Raw genomic sequence first — 18,358 nt, forward strand, 5'->3', positions numbered from 1 at the left:
TGCAAAATATGATCATGGGGGCAGGTATCAATTTATTCATCTGATGGATAATTTATCTATATTCATTGGTTTTCAATTCGAAGCTGGGGTAACAATTCGTCAAAGTCAAGGGAGGTTGTAGTATCAAAATGTATTATAAAAAGTGAAAAATAAATGAGTAGTTTTATTGGAGTCTAATTGAGTGTTATCATACTACCAATATTTATTCTGAAGGCAAAAGTATTGTTAACTATTGAAAGGCGCTTGCTGAAAAGTGATGTCACCGTAGAGAAAAAATGCTCTCCCCTCTTAAACCTATGGGATCGGGTTCAAGGGAGAGCATGATATTGACTTCAGTTGACAGTATATCTTTTAATAAAGCTTATCCTGTTCTTCGTTTGCTTTGTTCAATACCTCTTTTTGTATCTTATTGGCTTCCTCCAGAACCACTTTCTGAAGTTTATTCGCTATATATAAGTTGTAGTCATGGATGTGGTTAGCGCGCTCTCGAAACTTTTGGTCAACATGATCATAGAGAAGTCGGAATTCAAACCCGCGTTCTTTCTCTAAATACTCTTCCATATGATAGAAACGAATTGTTTCTCTCTCTGTTATTTTATACATCTCGACAGACTTCTTTTCTAGCTCTTTGTATTTTTTGTTTGATACATCTGACGCCTTGTCATAATGCTCTCCAGCCCAGCGAGACCATGCATCATAAAGTCGACCCCGCTCTTTTGCAAAATAGTCTTCCAGATCCACTTTAGAATTTACCGAGCTATACTTGCCACCACCAGCCTGAGCTGCCGCTTCAAGCGCTTTTTGTCCAGCATCATCAATATCAAAGCCGATGATATTTACTACAGCTTTAATATTGGATGTGTGGAGATCCTTTGCCACTCGAACAGGATCACCGCCGCAGGTTTCTACTCCATCGCTCACTACATAAATAATATTTTCGGCTTTGCTCTGGTTGGCCAGCTGTTGCTTGGCTAGTTTCATAGCGCCTGCCAACGGAGTATAACCAGTTGGTTGAAATTTGTTTAAGGCATAATTGAATTTACTTTCATCGTAGGCTCCAAGCGGGTAAACCTCTTCAATACTATTGCAGGAAACTGCCTTATCTTTCTCGTTATTGCTACCTTTGTGGCCGTAGACAGTCAGTGAAACATTGGCTCCGTCGGGCATTTGTTTGGCGAATGATTTAACTGCTTGTTTCGCTAAATCCATCTTTTGACCACCGGATACTTTTGCCGCCATGGAGCCGCTTGAATCAACCAAAATCACAATGTTCACTGGTTTTTCTTCTGGTAGTTTCAAGCTTTTCATCCCGCCGGGGCCTTTGTCAACTTTGATGATAGATGTATCAAATTCTTGGAAATACTTAAAGTAAGGTGTGTAATCCTCCGCTGCCAACTCATAAAACTTGTTAAGAATCGTTTTTCCGTCAGCGTTCTTCGGGATTTTATCTAGTTCTTGTTTAACTTTGGCCCAATTGTATTTCTCACCTGAATATTTACCGGCCGGAGGTAATGGAACTCCCTTTAATTCTTCGGGAACCTTCACATTTTCTTTGTCTTTGGATTCATTGTTCACTTGTTTTTTTTCAGTAGGTTGTGTGCTACTTGAATGGGAACAACCGCTTATAAGAAGGCCCACAATTAGCAAGCAGAGAAGTAGCTTATTTCTCATAGTTCCCTCCAATTTTAAAGACTTCTCCTAGGGTTCTTATTTAATATCCACTTTTTGACCATCCATGTCTTCAACAATGAACTTCTTTCCATCTAGTGCGCCAGTTTCAACCGTGACATAATCCCGTGGTGGCAATTCTCTACCAATATCCTTCTCCCAAGCAACAATAATTTTAACGACATCATTCTCAATAACCTGAAGCTTTTTAATTGTAATCTGTTGATGTTTGTATTTTTTGCTTGCTTGGACATAAAGCATATCTTCATGATCCCAATCTTGGTTGTCCAAACTGGAGGGATGCTTATCTTTGTTGTAGACCCAAATTCCTGCAGTGGGTTCAGGATCCGGAGCACCCATGATCCAGTTGATACCTTTGAACTCAATTTCTTTATGAGCTTGATTGGGTTCTACAGCATCTACTGTACTTGCTGTCCCTTCCGATTTTTGCTCTTCCTTTACTTTACTAGTTTCCGAATTGTTCTCATTCTCTTTACTTCCGCATCCAGCCAATAATGAAACAGTAAGTACAAGTATTAGTGTGAGAAAACGTTTCAAAAACAAAACCTCCTATTCAATGAATATGTAATTTTATAAACATATTCAATTTTAATCAATATTCATCAGTACGTCCACAAATTCCCTATTAAACTCACAATTTCTTCATTATTCCTATAATACGTAGCCAAATCAGGCCCCTTTAATTACATTCAATAAACCTTCTATATTGATATCAGAGTAAAGAACAGATGCTTTTGACAATCATCCACACGCTTGTTCTCTTAAAGTGTTAAGTAAAAATAACGCATTTTAGTATTCACGGCTTACTTCCCGTTATACTGTCAAACGAAACAAAAACATCCCATAGTATTTTGGATGTCGTAGTACCTAAGTAGCTTCATCCCAAAAGACAACTCTGTGTGAGAAACATAAATACTAAAATAATGAAACCAACATTATTTTTACGTTATATTTAGTATAATTAAAATAAAAAATAAATTTATCACTATAGAACAATGGAATCAATAGTCTACTTAAAAAATAAAGTTAAGGCGATATTTTGCTCAACTAAACTGCCTTGGGAGGAATGACCGTGAATCACTCCAACATGCGCATCAGCTTTGCTTATCTTTATATTGCGGTCGTTTTACTGGTTTCATGGGCGATCGGGGGCGTGTCTTATTACACTGGTGGGTACCAAAGCACCGTGGAAAATATGATTTACGTGATGATCACCCCTGCGGTTATCGCCCTCTGCTTTCAAATGTGGGCGTATAAAAAATCACTGTGGGGCGAGATGTTGTCCATCGTTAAAAATTGCAATGCCAAAGCGGTCTTCTTCGCGATTTATTATCCCTTACTCTTTATTGGCGCTTTGTCCGTTTTTTCCTTATTTTGCGGAAATGGATCGGCGAATCCGACCTCACTTTCATCATTTATCCAATCCCTTCATATGTTCCCACTTTATTTTTTGTTGGATTTCCCTATTTTCTGGGGAGAGGAATATGGTTGGAGAGGCTTCTTGTTAATGCATTTCACCTCATCTTGGGGAAAATTTAAAGCGACGATTCTTGCAGGGCTTGTATGGGCGCTTTATCACATTCCCCTGGTGTTCCTGCTCGCCAAATCCACCGGGATCGGCAATCCGGTGGCGGTGAGCCTAGTGCAAGCTCTCACCGCGTTCTTCTTTTCATTCGCATTTTCACATGCTTATTACCTATCTGGGGCCTTGCTCCCGGTCGTGTTACTACATTGGGTTTGGAATATGTTTAATCCAGCGTTCCTCGGCAACATTTATACCAATAAGCAAGGCATTATTACTGGGGATATCTTTTTCCAAAATGGAGAAGGAATCATGGGACTGGTCTTGTCATTGCTCATGGCTTTTGCCATTGGCTGGCGCTTCATAAAGTCCGATAAAAACTGCAGGGCATACCGCGACGCTTAATTTTTCCCTATCTTCGCCGAACAAAAACCCGGCGCATTGAGACGCCAGGTTTTTGTTCATATATTTCAATATGTCAGGTACAAGCGAACATCCCGATCACACCCCTTATGTACCGGACATCCCTCCAGCGATTGTTCGTCTGCCCAATCACCCAATCTTTCCAATATTTATTTCCTATCCACAAAAACTGAACGATATGCTATTATATAGACTATATTATTCGGAAATAGTCAATGGAGGTTCCTCATGGGTAAATTAAATGGATGGAAGATTTCCTTTCTTGGATTTCAACACGTCTTAGCTATGTATGCTGGGGCGGTGGTTGTGCCCTTGATTGTCGGCGGGGCGCTGAAGATGAATCCCGAACAATTGGCTTATTTGATTTCGATTGATTTATTCACCTGCGGCATCGCCTCACTCTTGCAAGTGATCGGCGGCCGTTATTTCGGCGTCAAACTTCCCGTCATCTTGGGCTGCACCTTTACCGCCGTGCCACCAATGATCACCATCGGGCAATTGGAAGGCTTGCCCGCCATTTATGGATCCATCATCGCTTCTGGCTTGATCGTTACCCTGATCGCGCAATTTTTTAATCATATTATGCGTTTGTTTCCTCCTGTGGTGATCGGATCGGTCATTACCACGATCGGTGTGTCCCTGATTCCTGTCGCCATGAACAATATGGCCGGAGGGCAAGGCTCCCCCACTTTCGGGCAGTGGGAAAACCTGTTCCTGGGACTGCTAACGCTTCTCACCGTCATCTTGCTCAATCGGTTTGGCAAAGGATTCATTCAATCCATTTCCGTTCTGCTCGCCATGGTCATCGGTACGATTACCGCTTGGTTCATGGGTTTGGTGGACTTGAGCCATGTTGCGGACGCGAGCTGGTTCCGAATCGTGCAACCTTTTTATTTCGGTGTGCCCGAATTCCATGTGTCTTCTATTATCACCATGTCTTTGGTCGCGATCGTCAGCATGATTGAATCGACTGGGGTTTTCATGGCGCTGGCCGACATATGCGACGAAAAATTGGAAGGAGAACGCGTTAAAAAAGGACTGCGCGCTGAAGGCATGGCCATCATGATCGGCGGACTATTCAACTCGTTCCCTTATACCAGTTTCTCGCAAAACGTGGGGCTGGTAGCACTGAGCAAAGTGAAATCGCGCGCCGTGGTCATCGCGGCCGGCATCATCCTCATCGTATTGGGGTTATTGCCGAAAGTGGCAGCGGTAACCACCATCATCCCTAACGCTGTTCTCGGCGGAGCTATGATCCCCATGTTTGGTATGGTCATCGTTTCCGGCATTCGGGCCCTGGCTACCATCGACTTTAAACAAACCCAAAATTTGCTGATCGTGGCGTGTTCGGTGGGAATGGGATTGGGAACTTCCGTCGTTCCAGCCATCTTCAAAGAACTACCTGACATGATCCGCGTTGTCGTCGAAAATGGCATTGTCTTGGGTAGCTTAACCGCCATCGTGTTGAACATCATCTTCAACAAACAGGCGAAACCCTCAGCCGCCGAAGCGGTGTAAAATGCCAACTCGCTAATAAAACGAAGCCTCTGTCTTGTGTCACGAAACCACAGGGCAGAGGCTTTTTTTCCACGCGCCAAATGCGAACAGCTCACCACGATAGGCGTCTTCATCAGGAAGAAATGAGCACGCTCGTTGCGATGGTATAAATGAACACCTCACTTATTGGCAAGATTCTCTTCGTAGAAAGATGAGGCGTAATTTTTCTTCTGTTAAAGATATGCATTGCAAACCAGTTTATAATGAAAGGTGACCAGATCATTTAATCTTGATCGGGGCTGTTGGGATGTTTCCATTCAAAATCGGCTCTAGCAATTCCCCCAGCCGTTTTGGAAACACCAATTCCTCTGTCTGCTTCAATTCGTCAACACTCCACCAATGATGAGTCAAGTAACCCAATTGCTCCTCCGCAGTCAAGTGATCCAGTCGAATATTCACTCCTTTTGCGTAAGCGAGACGATAATGCTCAACAAATCGAGTGGGCACGCCTTTGAACTCTAAGTCCACTTCCCTGATCCAGATAAACGGCCCCCAGTCCACATTTACCAACCCAGTTTCTTCCCACAATTCCCGTTTTGCGGCGGCGGCAAATGTCTCACCTTCCTCCAATCCACCACCTGCGGTAAACCAAACCGGTCTGCCATCCGGATTCTCTTCACTTTTGATAAGTCGGTCTTCCATTTTGAAAAGCAACAAGCGATTCTGCTCATTCAACAACACAATTCTGGCCGCCTCGCGTATGATCATGCGATTTTCACCTCTCCTACCAAATCTCTCCATAACAAACTTGTATATGCCTCCACTAGAATCAAGGTGGCATCGTTAAAAATACAGCACAAACAACCCTCCGCCCCATGGATACTCCCACATGACGAAACAAAAAAGCGGAACTGCAATCCGTCTTTCCTATGGGCGAGGTATTCCACACATCATCGAAATCCCATCTTTTATAACAATTACATTTAAAAATATGTAAATATTTAAAACCAAATCATAGACTTTAACTACCAATCTTCTATATTATTAATAATATACGCTTTCTCAAGACTACATGGAAGGGAGTAACGACCATGAATAAATTTTGGGGCATTCTCCTTGCGATTTGTACAGGCTTAACCACTGCCGCGCTATATAGTTCAAACGTATTCGCATTTTCGGTGACCGGCAAAAAGCAATGCACCAACCCCGTCTATTTCCGGTGGGGCGGCTCCATCTCTTACAATCATCAAACGGGTGCCACCCAAGCGATGAAAAACTGGGCCGCCGCCCAATCTTACCGGAACTTTGTCGGCAACAACACCGCTAGCGGCGTGATCGATTCTTACCGGGAGGCTGATGGCTGGAATGGCTACACCGGCTATTCAGCAGGTGAAGACAGCTGCATCGATTATTGGGTAACTAAGTTGAACCATGAATATACAACTACATACGAAAAGTCAGTCAAGATCGCTGGCCATGAGTTGGGACATGTATTGGGTCTGGACGACAACAACTATACCACCACACTGATGTACAAATACACGCCCAACGTTTCCGTCCCGCAAGCAGACGATATCAAAGGCATCAACTATATCTACTGATGGAGGGGAGACCATGCATAAAACCTGGCTGAATATAGCCGCATTCATATCCATCGCTGTTGCCGCTTTCTTCATCGGCATCCAATTCTTTGACACCGATCCCCAAGTGATCCGCGTCCATGGCTCACTACATGCAGCCTATAACCTTGAAGAAATGAAGAACCAATCCGAGGTCATCGTGGTGGGGAAATTTGTGAAAATGGAGCGCAAGATCAATTCTGCTCGCGATCTCAACAATCCCGGCTTAGCATCCAACACGGTCTATCATGAAGGGGAATTATATCAATTCAAAGCCGATCAAATCATCAAAGGAGCCATTAGCCAAGAGTCCATCATCCGTGTCAACATTCCCAAAACCAAGGAACTGGCCAATCTGGACTCCCAAGATAAGTTGTCAGTGACCGACCCTAACTATATCAAGCCAGAATTCGGGAAATCATACATGTTATTTTTGACACCGATTAAAAACACTGACTACTATGGGATCCCATTTTTCCCATACATCCTGGAGATCCACAACAACCAAACGGTCTCCCTCGTCAAGCCGCATCCCTCTCTGCTGAGCCAACGTAGCATGATTCAGGACGCAGTGGAAGGAAAACGCGAAGAAGTCTTGGTTCATTTCGAAAACTTCGCCACATCCTATCCCGATCAAATCAGCGGCCGGAAGCTATCCGAGGTGCTCAGTGCACTGGGTGGATCACCAACAGAATAAATAAAAAAGCAAAGGGCTTCCATGAGCCCTTTGCTTTTTTTGTCCATTTCACTTTGAAACACCAATCCCGAACCCCGCCGGGATTTCTTCATTTGGTGAATATCTTTACTTCTTTGGGGCCAAGTGTGGCAGTGATCGAACCGTTGTTCACTGTCACTTTGTCCGTCCCCATCCGATTGTACAGGGTTTCGCCATTGGCGACTCGGTCGATATTGGGCACCGTGCGCGTCTGGCTGTTCCAAGAATTGTTGATCATTACCACAACTTCATCGCCGTTATGCGAACGCTGAAAAGCGTAAAAAGTGTCATCCACCCACTTTTCAGCCTGTGTTCCTTTGCGCAAAGCGACATGGGTGTTACGGATGTAATTTAGCTTGGCGATATATCCGTAGAGTTCATGCTTGTCGTTAAACACCATATCTTCCCGGTTGTAAGGATCAGCGCCCCCGCTGAACCCCTGCTCTGTACCTTGATACAGAATCGGGATCCCACGGGTAGTAAACATGAAGCCCAATGCCGCTTTTAATTGCGGCCACTTGTCCCAGGAAGCGCCAGGCTTGCCTGAAGCTTCATTCAAAAAGCGCGGCACGTCATGGTTGTCTATAAACAAGCCGTTAGTCATCGGATTTTTATATCGATAGTCTTGGGCGTAACGATCCGCAATCTGTCTCATCGACTGGTCTTGACCAAACACATTTTTGATGGTGTAGTACATCGGGAAATCGAGCACCGCATCCAAATAGTTGGTGTAATCGCCCACATATGCGGGGTCCCCATGAAACACTTCGCCAAGGGTAAAGGTATTGGCTGCCCCGTCAAATTCGCGCCAGAACCACTTTGGAACGTGTTTCACCGTATCAACGCGCAACCCGTCCACTCCGGTCGTTTGCACAAGCCATGCGATCCAATTCTTCAATTCCGCTGCCACTGCTGGATTATCTTGGTTTAAATCATCCAAGCCGGCAATATCTCCATTCTCCACCCACCATTGATCGTTCCAATCTTGGGTGTCGCCATAATGATGGTACCAATCTGCCTTGTCAAATGGAGCTTTGGCGAAGCTCGAGGGTTGGAAATCTCCCGTATGATTGGCGACCACATCCAGCATCACCGATATCCCTTTTGCATGCGCCGCCCGCACCAATTCTTGTAACTTAGCCATGGAACCCAGATGCCCATCTACACTATAAAAATCATAGGTCCAATAACCATGATACGCATTGGCGCTCTTTTGCATCGTGACTGGAGTGATCCAAATGGCCGTGAATCCCATATTCTTGATGTAGTCCAAGCGATTGATAATCCCTTGAAAATCCCCACCGTGATACTTGCGCGGATCGCTTTTGTCAGCGTTAAAACCGCCATAATTGTCATTGCTGGGGTCGCCATTATCAAACCGGTCGGTCATAATGAAATAGATGCTTTTCTCTTGCCAATCCGCAGGAGAAAGCGCCACGGCCGTGGGTACGGTAGAAGCAAACATCAGCACAGTCGCCAATAAACACACCAACCCACTGAGCAAAGCTCCCTTTTTCATGCATCCTCTCCCCTTCATTTCTAATTGCGCAAACGCTTTCAAAAAAATACATAAAAATAGCCGCTTATCCCTCTATATACCTTGTGAAATCGTTTGCACTATTTACTATCAGTTTACCCCTCACCACAATCTAATTCAACAGTCGGTTAGATTTATTAAATTAATGAATAATCGCAGGGAAGAACTCCCTGCGACTTTACCCATCACACAACACCCTCATCCCTGTTGGAGACCCCATATAAAAGAGATACTAAGCCCATCTGCCTCTTTGGCGCTCAATGTTGCGCACCGGCCGGAGAAAGGATCAGCAAATCCATGCTCTCCCGGAAATAGTCTAACTTGCACACCGTCCATTGCACTCAGTTCATCCCGTAGCCGGGTCACATCAAATGAAGCTTCTTTTTCAGGAAAAAACAGCATGGCCGGGCAACGGGGAGGCACATCGACATAATCCCGAATGCGCGATCCATAGTATCCGACCAAACCATCCATTCCCCCCTGCTTAGCAACAATCCACCCGATAGTCGCCCCGATACTGTAACCGACGACAAACACTTGGGTGTGGGTTGTCCGTAATTCATCCAGCAACACTCGCACATCCCCTGCCGCCTTGGCAAATCCCACTCCTTCCATGAAGGCTCGATATGCTTCGCTTTCTTGTTCATATGCATACACGCGGCCCGCCAACAAATCGGGAGCCACTACATCGTACCCCAACCGCGACCAATTGAGACAAACTTCTTCCACATGTCGGTTTAACCCATAAATTTCATGCAACACGACAACTGCAACAGCGGAACCATTGTTATGACGTATCATTCATCTATCCCCCGATCAGCCATGCACGACGCAAACGAAAAAGCCCGGAAGGGTTCAAACCCTCCCGGGCGATTAAGCTCATGCTTCTGTCAATGCCAAAAACTCATCCACGTCAGCCATCAACAAATCCATCGCATCCTGCCAAAAGTCCGGCTGCGTCAAGTCAACCCCGAGATGCCGTTTGCCCAGCTCCTCCACCGTCATGCTGGCCGTGTCACGAAGCAAATCGACATATTTGGTCGCAAACCCAGCCCCTTCCTGCAACGCGCGGGCGTAAATACCGGCACTGAACAAATACCCAAAGGTGTATGGGAAATTGTAGAAAGGCATATCCGTTGCATAAAAGTGAAGTTTTGAAGCCCAGAAATGTGGGTGGTATTCAGCCAACATGTCGGCGAAACCCTCTTTCTGCGCTTCCACCATCAATCCACACAACTCGTCGCGCGTGAGCGGGCCTTGTTTGCGCGCTTCATAAAAACGCGTTTCAAAGAGGAAGCGTGAATGGATATCCATCAAAAACGCAATCGTGGATTGGATTTTATCAGCTAAAAGTGCCATCTTCTCCTCTTTGGAAGTCGCTTGTTTGATCGCGGCATCAATCACGATCACTTCGGCAAACGTGGAGGCGGTTTCCGCGACATTCATGGCGTATTGTTGCGCCAAGAAAGGCAGGTCTTTCATCACATACGTGTGGTAAGCGTGTCCCAACTCATGGGCCAATGTGGACACGCAACTCGGCGTTCCGCTAAATGTCATGAAAATGCGAGATTCGCCGCTTATGGGGAAATCCGTCATAAACCCGCCGGGTCGTTTTCCTGGGCGATCCTCGGCTTCAATCCATCTTTTTTCGAACGCCATTTGCGCAAACGAGGCCATATCGGGGCTGAATCGCTTAAATTGCTCAATGATGAACTTCGCCGCTTCATCATATGAAAGCGTTTGCTTATTTCCTGGCAACGGCGCTTGCACATCGTGCCAACTGAGCTGATCCACTCCCAGCATTTCCGCCTTGCGCTTCATGTATGGAAGCAAACGATGTTTGTTTTTGGCAACCACATCCCACATCGTTTGGAGAGTCTGCCCCTCCATCCGGTTGAGGTCAAGTGGCTCTTTCAGCACATTCTCCCATTGACGGCGTTTATACAGTTGCAAACGATAACCGGCCAGATGGTTGATGGTGACGGCACAAAGGTCCGCTTCGTTCCGCCAAGCCTCTTCCCACTTCTCAAACACCCGCTGGCGCACCTCCCGGTCGGGACTGGCCATTTTGTTTGCCAGCTGTCCAACGGATAATAGCTTGGTCTCGCCGCCTTCTTCAAATGGCACTTGCATGCGACCCACAATGGTGCTATACATTTCTGACCAAGCATGATACCCGTCCACGCTCAAATCACCGGCCAACTCTTCCTGTGCTGGCGGCAGTTTTTCCAACGAGCGTTTGCGCATTTCGTTCAGCGAGAAAGACACTTGATTTAGCTCAGGAGATTTCATCAGTTGTTGCCAATCGGATTCCGGCACTTGAGCGACTTTGCTTTCCAGGGCGGTGATCACCGCTTCGTAGGTTGCGCCGATTTGCGTCAATTTGCCCGACAAAACCTTGGCTTTTTCATCTTTGACATTTTGCGACTCGAGACAGTCAAGAAACGACCGTGCTTCCACAAGGCCACTGCCCAACTTCTGCAACGGTTGAATAGCATCAACCCACGAAGCCAAAGAGGCTGTTGGCTCCAGCGTCTCTATGTATTTCTTTAACAAAGGGAGTTCATGCTCAAGCTTTTCTAGATGTTGTACCAAAGTGGATGACTCGCTTCCGCCGCTGAAAATGTTTTCCAAATCCCATGTCTGCGAATAGGTTGCTGACAATTGCATTCACCCTTGTTTTCAATATTTCCCCTTTGGGGATGACTTCAAATAAATTGTATGCTGGAATGTTCAAGCACTTCAAGCAAAATCACCTGGAATGCGTCCATAATTTTTCATCATTTTGTTTGTGTGGCAAACTTGTTTAATAATTCATATTTGTTTATAATCCATTAGTAAGAATAGAATAATATTCACTCTATTTTGATTTGTTTGTATTACTATGGATTTGCCATTCACTCTTTCTTCCGGCTTTAGGGCGTGTCTGATGAATAGGCCAGCGGCCCCAAAACCATTTTCTCATTTTCTTCACTTGTGCCTCGGCGCTCCTCGAGAATAGGTTTTTCGGCCACTTCTTCCCCACCAACTTGATTTGCCAGACACACCCTAGTCGGGCGGTGATGTGCGAATCAACCTACCGGTATTGCTTCCATCAACTTATTTTTACAAATCCAACCAATTTTGCGGTTAAACACAGCTTTATACCGTTACAAAAGTTTTCTTTTGTAACGTTGAATGAATTCACCCTCGTTTCCGGCCTGAAATACCCAATAACTAGAAATGATCCAGCGGCTATAGACTACTTGTTAGCACCTATTTCTTTCATCATCCACACCTGTTCAATAGCCGTCCTCATTCCCAAGCGGTTGAAGATCTCCACCCCCATGCACTTAGCTGACGGCCAGTTTGCAACGATGCGTTCACATATATCCGTCGCGGGACCCCATGCCGCTTCCAACAGAGACAGGAAAAATGCCTGCTCATCGATCCGACCGGGAGCGATCTCTACTTGATAAAGCACAGCTCTGCGTAACCGCCCTCGCTCATCAAATTCCCGCCGGCCCAGCGCGTACCCCAAGACATCTCCCCGGCTGTCAGCAACCACCCATGCTTCTCCGTCCCGCAAACAAAACCACTGTTCCTGCCATGGCACCTCAGCAGAATAAAATGGTAACGATGCCACCTGCGCTGGCACAACTCGATCAATGCGATACACAGATGGTTCTGCCTCAATCAATCGCAATGGCTCGGTCGACTGGTAATAAGACAGGCGATCGACAATCCGATAGCCCAACCGTTCATAAAGGCGAATGGCCGCCTGATTTGCAGCGATCGCTTCAAGGGTGGCAAGCTCAACTCCTTCGCGCTCATACAAAGCAAGGGTTTCTTCCATCAGCTTCCGCCCCACCCCTTTGCCACGCCAAGCGGGGACGACCGCCGTTCCCCCGTTCCAGGCCATTTTCTTGCCATTCACTGTACGGATACCAGAACATACCAATCCGACCAATTTCCCATCAGCAACCGCCACCAGAGAATGGTCGGGTGAGAGCGATTCACGCGACCATTTTCCCACAAACGCCTCCATCGTCATCGACACATCCACAAAATAACCAGAAAACGCTTCGTTCCACAAAGCTAGCGACTCTTCCCATGTACACCGGCTGAGTGGTTGAATTTGTATCATCTGTTTTCTCTCCTTTTCTTTGCGCTTATCTCTATCATACGACAACCAAGCCTTTTACGCGGGATGGTATGGTTCGGCCATGTAAAAAAAAGCCGACGGTTGCGAAGAGGCTAACGCCGCCTCCTTTACAACCATCGGCTTTCCTGTACGCCCGCACAAAGCGAGCCGTCAATCAACAATTAATCCAATTTTTTTACCCAGATATTCATATCTTCAAAACGGCCGGCAATGTGGCTGTTTTGAATAAGGCGCCCCTTATACTCAAACCCATGACGCGATATCACAATATTCATCCCCACGGACACCGCACGTGTAAGAGAAAACAGGTTGGGCACGCCCCGCGCCCGCATTTGCTTTTCCAAATCAAAAATGATTGCGCTGAGTAACCCTTGCCCCCGATAGGCGGGATCGGTTGCGCAATCAGTGATTTCCGCGCAATTGTAACGGGTGAACACATCAGCCGAAGCAGCACTTACAATCTTGCCATGATCGGTAACGACGGAGAAATAGACATCGTTGCGCATGCATTTTCTAATGAAGTTGGGATCATGCACAGGCGTCGGATAGGTTTCAAACACTTTGGCGTATAGCGCCGCCAGCTCCTCCGCATCCGCTTCTGTCGCCCGGCGCAGTCTGAAGGATGGCCCCAATTCCGGGGGTTCTGTGATCGTTTCTGTCTTCTCGGCCAGCTCGACGATCTCATCCTTCTTTTCTGCATCTTTTTCCACCGAGCGCCGGTCATCAATAAACCGCGATAAAATCACAGCCGGCTCCCCGTTGAAAAAGACACTAATTTCGCCTTCCTTCTCAAAACCCATCTCTTCAAACGCCTTAGTATCGTCGGGATCAGCATAAATCAACACTTTTCCGATATCTTTCTCCTTCGCCAAGGCTTCGATATCTTCGGATCTGTAGTGCAATAATTTCATCCGGCTGTTGCGTTCATCCATTTCAAGTACCGTACTCTTGCGCGAATAATCAACCATTGTCAAAAGAAAAAACCTCCCCTTGGATACTCATCAATTAACGTACCCTAAACGAAAAAAAAATAACATGTTTTTGTTCGCATATGAAAATAGGGACCTATCAGCCTCCCTAATCCGATAGCTCAGCATGGTCAAATGCGATCAATTCCTCCCCGCGCCAGTGCAGTTGAAACAAATGTTGCTTCTCATCCGCCAACAAAAATGGCAAACACTTCACCACATTCACAGACATCCCCTTATTCTCAGGGTGCAAAATCCATGTGATCGGTTTCCAATCCAAGATCCCTTCATCCGTCTTCGCTGGGGTAGGGCATGTCCGGTCAGCGGGAAGTTCCGCCCAGTACAAATGCATCCCACCTCGCTTACCATCTTCCAATATCCAGATCAGCCGTCCGCGGCAGTCCATCTTTTCCAGGTGCAAGCCTGCTTCTTCCTTCACTTCTCGCAACGCGCTTTCAAGCGGCGTTTCGCCGGGTTCAATTTTCCCACCCAACCCATTCCACCGGCCCATCCATGCCGATTTTTCACGATTCAATAATAAAATTTCATCATTTTTCTTAATGAAGCACATCGTATATCGGCATTCCACGTCCAACACTCCACATCCCTCCATAAATAAATGATTTTAACCATCACAGAAACTTCTACACTTCAAAGCATTTCCCTCTTACCGCAATCATTTGTTTCATAATTAAAAATATAAAAAGAACCTTTATTTCATATTTATAATTATCTATATGACTATAAATATGATAATATAAAAATTGAAAACTTTCATGAAAGGAGGGTGGATGATGAGGTTGATCCCCCGAATTAATAGTATATTAAGTAAACGACGTGAGGAAGGCTACAAAATCTATGGGCAAGTTCCCAATCAAACCTCTCTCGCGCGGGCGCTGGGCGCCAGAAAACAACAGGTCTCCTTGTGGGCCAGAGGCGCGGCGATCCCACGGCCCGAAGCCATTTTCCACATGGCTCACCTCCTGAATGTGCGCCCTGAAGAATTGTATGAATTCGTCCCTCCCACGGAAGAAGAGCAACTCGCTCTCATTGACGAATTTGAAACCAAAGAGCGCGAAGACACGATTCGCCGCAAAGAGAAGAAGATCAACGAGTTGCGCGAAAAAGGCTTGAGTGAAGACGCCATCCAAGTCAAAATCAAAATGCTGGGCTTGACCAAATACGACGATGCAGAGTAGGCAGATACATAAATTGCACCGCTATATGTATGGTATAATGATGCACAAGTTCACAGTGACAGGAAGGAGGATTCACTTTGGCATTAACTGAATCCAATATGTTTCCGCTGGGGGCGACAGCGCCATCATTCACTTTGCCCGATGTCGTTTCTAATCAAGAGGTGTCTCTCGAAGCGCTGAAATCCGATGTGGCCACCGTGATCATGTTCATCTGCAACCATTGTCCATATGTTAAGCATGTTCAAAAACAATTGGTGCAATTGGCCAACGATTATTTGCCCAAAGGAGTCGCCTTTATCGCGATCAGCTCGAATGACGCCGTACAATATCCTGAAGACGGGCCAGACAACATGAAGAAGGTGGCAGAGGAGTTTCAATACCCCTTCCCCTATCTTTACGACGAATCACAAAAAGTGGCCAAAGATTATCAAGCCGCTTGCACACCAGACTTCTACATTTTCGACGGGAAACTATCATGTGTATATCGCGGGCAACTGGATGATTCCCGGCCGGGAAATGGTTTGCCGGTTACCGGTTCCTATATCCGCGCTGCGTTGGACAGCATCTTGAACAACGAACCGATCCAGGTGCAACAAAAACCCAGCATTGGTTGCAACATCAAATGGAAATGATCTTCACAACAAAAGAGGTCACCTCGGTGGGGTGACTTCTTTTACATTACTCAAACTATATAAATCAAACACCGCGCAACCCTTTTTCAGTCAGCTTATCTTGCCAGCGAACCAACACTTCCCTTCCATCATACAACCGCACGCCATCCACTTGGCCGATCACAGCCACACACCCTTCTGTATGTTCATCCAGTGCAAGCGGATAGCAAGTGATTTTCCCCACCATTTCCGGTCGATCCTGCCAAGACAACAACTTGGGCGCTTGATCGGCCGGACTCACTTGCACCTGTTTCAAAGAGACAGTCAAGCCATCGCCGGTCGCTTTGACAATGGCCTCTTTTCGCGTCCAATAGCGGTAAAACCCACGTATCCGCTGGTCGGGGGACAATGTGGCCCACGCGGCCTGTTCGCCTTCGGACAGAGACATTCTCGCCATGCCGTCAAGATCCGAGTCCCGATCTATCCTTTCAATATCTACACCAAAGGGGTGCAGAAGCGAGATACCAAGTACCACCCATTTCCCTGAATGGGAGACACTCAGCTCAATCGGCTGCTCGTCTGGACGTACCACCCTGGGCTTGCCGTGTTCCTCCCCGCAACTTGGACAGGCCCGCGTCACCGGTACATCTGAGGGGTTGGTGCCCAACAGCTCCGCCAACAACAACCGCAGCAACCCATAGGAAAAAAGCGCGCGAGTCCGATCCTCCTGCTTGCGAAACGACCGATATCTATTTACTTCCCGTTCGCTCATGACCTTTTCCAGGAACAACGGAGCTTCTGTGATTGGCACTTTCCACAGGTGAATAAAACGGGAATCTAGTTCGAAATAGCTCATTTGCGATATTTTGCCACCTTTGCTAATTTTACTTCATATTGTAAAGCATTCTTATTAAAAAGTAGCCCTCCGATTTTGCATTTCAACCAATTTCATTTTGAATTATAATATAAAAATATGAACATTTCACCATTCTGTCCTGCTCTATCAGGGGCAATGATTGACATATCTTCTCCATATGGCGATAAGCCGAGGTGACAACAATATGAAAACACGCAACCGTTATCAACGGGTCAAAGGTTACGGCTTGGTTTTGATCGCCGCCAGCTTGTGGGGTATCTCAGGTGCCGTGGCGCAAGATTTGTTCGAGTCGGCCCGCGTCTCTCCTGAGTGGTTGGTAGTGATCCGCCTACTGATCTCGGGTGTTTTACTTCTTTCTTTGCTGGCGATCAATAAGCCAGAGGTTCGCATTTGGTCAATCTGGAAACAGCGCCATGATCGCCTGCGGTTGCTTTTGTTTGGCCTTGCCGGCTTATTGGGCGTACAATACACCTATTTTGCGGCTATTCATGCCTCCAACGCCGCTACCGCCACTGTGCTTCAATACTTGGCTCCCACCCTTGTGGTTCTTTTTCTTGCGGTGCGAAGCAAAAAACGGCCCGGCTTCGCGGAATTTATTGCGGTGATCCTCTCTTTCACAGGCACGCTACTTTTGATCACGGGCGGCGATCTCGGACAACTTTCCATTTCGCAAGCCGCACTGTTTTGGGGAGTTGGTTCTGCCATCGCGTTGGCCTTTTACACGATCCAACCGGCATCTTTGCTCGCCCAGTGGGGAACTCCCCTCATCATTGGCTGGGGTATGGTGATCGGCGGCGTGGGCTTTTCCTTCGTCCACGCACCGTGGGACATCGAGGGGCAGATCACTGTTCCGGCTCTTCTCTCCATCGCGTTCATCATCATTTTCGGTACATTGATCGCTTTCACTTGTTATTTGGAAAGCTTAAAATACATTCGGCCAGCTGAAACGAGCATTCTCGCCAGTGCGGAACCGCTGACGGCCGTCGTGTTGGCAGTCATTTGGCTTCATGTCCCGTTTGGCTGGGTTGAATGGCTGGGAACCTGTTGCATCGTGGCAACGGTATTTATCCTCTCATTTGAAAAAAGAAACATCGGGGAACATCCCTGATGTTTCTTTTTGTGAAATAGTCTACAAAGCAAACTAGTCTATGTTTTTAATGTGACTTGCAACCTTTTTATTCTTCACTTCCGTTCTACTCCATCCCATACTCCCGCTCCACTTTGGCCACGCGAACAGTGTAGTTCGCATACCACTCGGCCTTGCCTCGCTCTTGTGCAATCTGATGCGCTGCATGACCTTTCCATGATTCGATTCCCAATAAGACACCGTAATTCCAAATCCGTTAGCATCCCGGACGCTTTCAACCCCTAGAAATCCTGGTTGTTGTTTGGCGAGTTCCACCATTTGTTCGGCCATTTTCCCATAACCCTGATCTTCTCCTTCCGTGCGGACTGAGGTGAAGATCACAGCATAATATGGCGGGGTTGGTCGATTTGACGAGTGAGTCATCCTGCTAATTCCTTTCTCCATGGTGTATGATGAACCATGAATATTCT

Annotated in this window: 16 protein-coding genes and 2 pseudogenes; 7 read left to right on the plus strand and 11 right to left on the minus strand. The window is 46.5% G+C overall.

The window, feature by feature from the left end; genetic code table 11:
• Nucleotides 1-351 precede the first annotated feature (351 nt).
• Nucleotides 352-1,671: a VWA domain-containing protein gene (locus QQZ12_RS07900; protein ID WP_102992439.1), complete on the minus strand. Its 1,320-nt coding sequence runs from the start codon at nucleotides 1,669-1,671 to the stop codon at nucleotides 352-354.
• A gap of 36 nt (nucleotides 1,672-1,707) precedes the next feature.
• Entirely contained in the window at nucleotides 1,708-2,226 is a 519-nt protein-coding gene (locus QQZ12_RS07905) for a hypothetical protein (RefSeq protein WP_102992438.1), read from the minus strand.
• Between the two features lie 550 nt (nucleotides 2,227-2,776).
• Between QQZ12_RS07905 and QQZ12_RS07910 the strand changes: the two genes are divergently transcribed.
• Entirely contained in the window at nucleotides 2,777-3,616 is an 840-nt protein-coding gene (locus QQZ12_RS07910; protein WP_189319042.1) for a CPBP family intramembrane glutamic endopeptidase, read from the plus strand.
• 246 nt (nucleotides 3,617-3,862) lie between these two features.
• Nucleotides 3,863-5,152, plus strand: a complete 1,290-nt coding sequence (locus QQZ12_RS07915) for a nucleobase:cation symporter-2 family protein (protein ID WP_102992436.1) — start codon at nucleotides 3,863-3,865, stop codon at nucleotides 5,150-5,152.
• A 258-nt stretch (nucleotides 5,153-5,410) separates the two neighbouring features.
• On the opposite strand, the gene QQZ12_RS07920 is transcribed toward QQZ12_RS07915, so the two are convergent.
• Nucleotides 5,411-5,899, minus strand: coding sequence for an NUDIX hydrolase (locus QQZ12_RS07920; protein WP_189319041.1), 489 nt, complete (start codon nucleotides 5,897-5,899; stop codon nucleotides 5,411-5,413).
• Nucleotides 5,900-6,222: 323 nt separating this feature from the next.
• Here QQZ12_RS07920 and QQZ12_RS07925 point away from each other — a divergent pair, with 323 nt between their 5' ends.
• Entirely contained in the window at nucleotides 6,223-6,732 is a 510-nt protein-coding gene (locus QQZ12_RS07925) for a matrixin family metalloprotease (protein WP_102992434.1), read from the plus strand.
• Nucleotides 6,733-6,745: 13 nt separating this feature from the next.
• Nucleotides 6,746-7,447, plus strand: a complete 702-nt coding sequence (locus QQZ12_RS07930; protein WP_284724229.1) for a hypothetical protein — start codon at nucleotides 6,746-6,748, stop codon at nucleotides 7,445-7,447.
• Between the two features lie 88 nt (nucleotides 7,448-7,535).
• On the opposite strand, the pseudogene QQZ12_RS07935 reads toward QQZ12_RS07930, so the two are convergent.
• The 6 genes and pseudogenes from QQZ12_RS07935 to QQZ12_RS07960 form a co-directional block, all read right to left on the minus strand.
• A pseudogene (locus QQZ12_RS07935) lies at nucleotides 7,536-8,897 on the minus strand (alpha-amylase family glycosyl hydrolase); the annotation flags it as partial.
• Between the two features lie 303 nt (nucleotides 8,898-9,200).
• On the minus strand, nucleotides 9,201-9,803 hold the full coding sequence (locus QQZ12_RS07940; protein WP_284724230.1) for a dienelactone hydrolase family protein: 603 nt from the start codon (nucleotides 9,801-9,803) through the stop codon (nucleotides 9,201-9,203).
• Nucleotides 9,804-9,881: 78 nt separating this feature from the next.
• Nucleotides 9,882-11,672: a M3 family oligoendopeptidase gene (locus tag QQZ12_RS07945; protein WP_284724231.1), complete on the minus strand. Its 1,791-nt coding sequence runs from the start codon at nucleotides 11,670-11,672 to the stop codon at nucleotides 9,882-9,884.
• A 571-nt stretch (nucleotides 11,673-12,243) separates the two neighbouring features.
• A complete protein-coding gene (locus QQZ12_RS07950) occupies nucleotides 12,244-13,128 on the minus strand; it encodes a GNAT family N-acetyltransferase (RefSeq protein WP_102992430.1) in 885 nt (294 codons plus the stop codon).
• A gap of 179 nt (nucleotides 13,129-13,307) precedes the next feature.
• Nucleotides 13,308-14,114 (minus strand): putative beta-lysine N-acetyltransferase, encoded by an 807-nt coding sequence (ablB, locus tag QQZ12_RS07955; RefSeq protein ID WP_284724313.1) that lies wholly within the window; start codon nucleotides 14,112-14,114, stop codon nucleotides 13,308-13,310.
• Nucleotides 14,115-14,223: 109 nt separating this feature from the next.
• Nucleotides 14,224-14,712, minus strand: a complete 489-nt coding sequence (locus QQZ12_RS07960; RefSeq protein WP_181353032.1) for an NUDIX hydrolase — start codon at nucleotides 14,710-14,712, stop codon at nucleotides 14,224-14,226.
• A 196-nt stretch (nucleotides 14,713-14,908) separates the two neighbouring features.
• Here QQZ12_RS07960 and QQZ12_RS07965 point away from each other — a divergent pair, with 196 nt between their 5' ends.
• Both QQZ12_RS07965 and QQZ12_RS07970 read left to right on the plus strand, forming a co-directional pair.
• Complete coding sequence (locus QQZ12_RS07965; protein WP_102992427.1) at nucleotides 14,909-15,313, plus strand: helix-turn-helix domain-containing protein; 405 nt, start codon at nucleotides 14,909-14,911, stop codon at nucleotides 15,311-15,313.
• A gap of 77 nt (nucleotides 15,314-15,390) precedes the next feature.
• On the plus strand, nucleotides 15,391-15,945 hold the full coding sequence (locus QQZ12_RS07970) for a thioredoxin family protein (RefSeq protein ID WP_102992426.1): 555 nt from the start codon (nucleotides 15,391-15,393) through the stop codon (nucleotides 15,943-15,945).
• A 64-nt stretch (nucleotides 15,946-16,009) separates the two neighbouring features.
• Here the strand turns inward: QQZ12_RS07970 and QQZ12_RS07975 are convergent, their stop codons facing one another.
• Entirely contained in the window at nucleotides 16,010-16,780 is a 771-nt protein-coding gene (locus QQZ12_RS07975; protein ID WP_102992425.1) for a 4'-phosphopantetheinyl transferase family protein, read from the minus strand.
• A 205-nt stretch (nucleotides 16,781-16,985) separates the two neighbouring features.
• Between QQZ12_RS07975 and QQZ12_RS07980 the strand changes: the two genes are divergently transcribed.
• Nucleotides 16,986-17,909: a DMT family transporter gene (locus QQZ12_RS07980; protein ID WP_102992424.1), complete on the plus strand. Its 924-nt coding sequence runs from the start codon at nucleotides 16,986-16,988 to the stop codon at nucleotides 17,907-17,909.
• 85 nt (nucleotides 17,910-17,994) lie between these two features.
• On the opposite strand, the pseudogene QQZ12_RS07985 reads toward QQZ12_RS07980, so the two are convergent.
• Nucleotides 17,995-18,311 (minus strand): annotated as a pseudogene (locus tag QQZ12_RS07985) (antibiotic biosynthesis monooxygenase family protein).
• Nucleotides 18,312-18,358: the final 47 nt, after the last annotated feature.

It is taken from the genome of Laceyella tengchongensis (assembly GCF_900182735.1).
Lineage (GTDB): Bacteria > Bacillota > Bacilli > Thermoactinomycetales > Thermoactinomycetaceae > Laceyella > Laceyella tengchongensis.

Coding starts and splice junctions, on each gene's coding strand:
- QQZ12_RS07900 (WP_102992439.1), bottom strand. CDS start 1,671: ATGAGAAATAAGCTACTTCTCTGCTTGCTAATTGTGGGCCTTCTTATA.
- QQZ12_RS07910 (WP_189319042.1), top strand. CDS start 2,777: ATGCGCATCAGCTTTGCTTATCTTTATATTGCGGTCGTTTTACTGGTT.
- QQZ12_RS07915 (WP_102992436.1), top strand. CDS start 3,863: ATGGGTAAATTAAATGGATGGAAGATTTCCTTTCTTGGATTTCAACAC.
- QQZ12_RS07920 (WP_189319041.1), bottom strand. CDS start 5,899: ATGATCATACGCGAGGCGGCCAGAATTGTGTTGTTGAATGAGCAGAAT.
- QQZ12_RS07925 (WP_102992434.1), top strand. CDS start 6,223: ATGAATAAATTTTGGGGCATTCTCCTTGCGATTTGTACAGGCTTAACC.
- QQZ12_RS07930 (WP_284724229.1), top strand. CDS start 6,746: ATGCATAAAACCTGGCTGAATATAGCCGCATTCATATCCATCGCTGTT.
- QQZ12_RS07940 (WP_284724230.1), bottom strand. CDS start 9,803: ATGATACGTCATAACAATGGTTCCGCTGTTGCAGTTGTCGTGTTGCAT.
- QQZ12_RS07945 (WP_284724231.1), bottom strand. CDS start 11,672: ATGCAATTGTCAGCAACCTATTCGCAGACATGGGATTTGGAAAACATT.
- QQZ12_RS07950 (WP_102992430.1), bottom strand. CDS start 13,128: ATGATACAAATTCAACCACTCAGCCGGTGTACATGGGAAGAGTCGCTA.
- ablB (WP_284724313.1), bottom strand. CDS start 14,114: ATGGTTGATTATTCGCGCAAGAGTACGGTACTTGAAATGGATGAACGC.
- QQZ12_RS07965 (WP_102992427.1), top strand. CDS start 14,909: ATGAGGTTGATCCCCCGAATTAATAGTATATTAAGTAAACGACGTGAG.
- QQZ12_RS07975 (WP_102992425.1), bottom strand. CDS start 16,780: ATGAGCTATTTCGAACTAGATTCCCGTTTTATTCACCTGTGGAAAGTG.
- QQZ12_RS07980 (WP_102992424.1), top strand. CDS start 16,986: ATGAAAACACGCAACCGTTATCAACGGGTCAAAGGTTACGGCTTGGTT.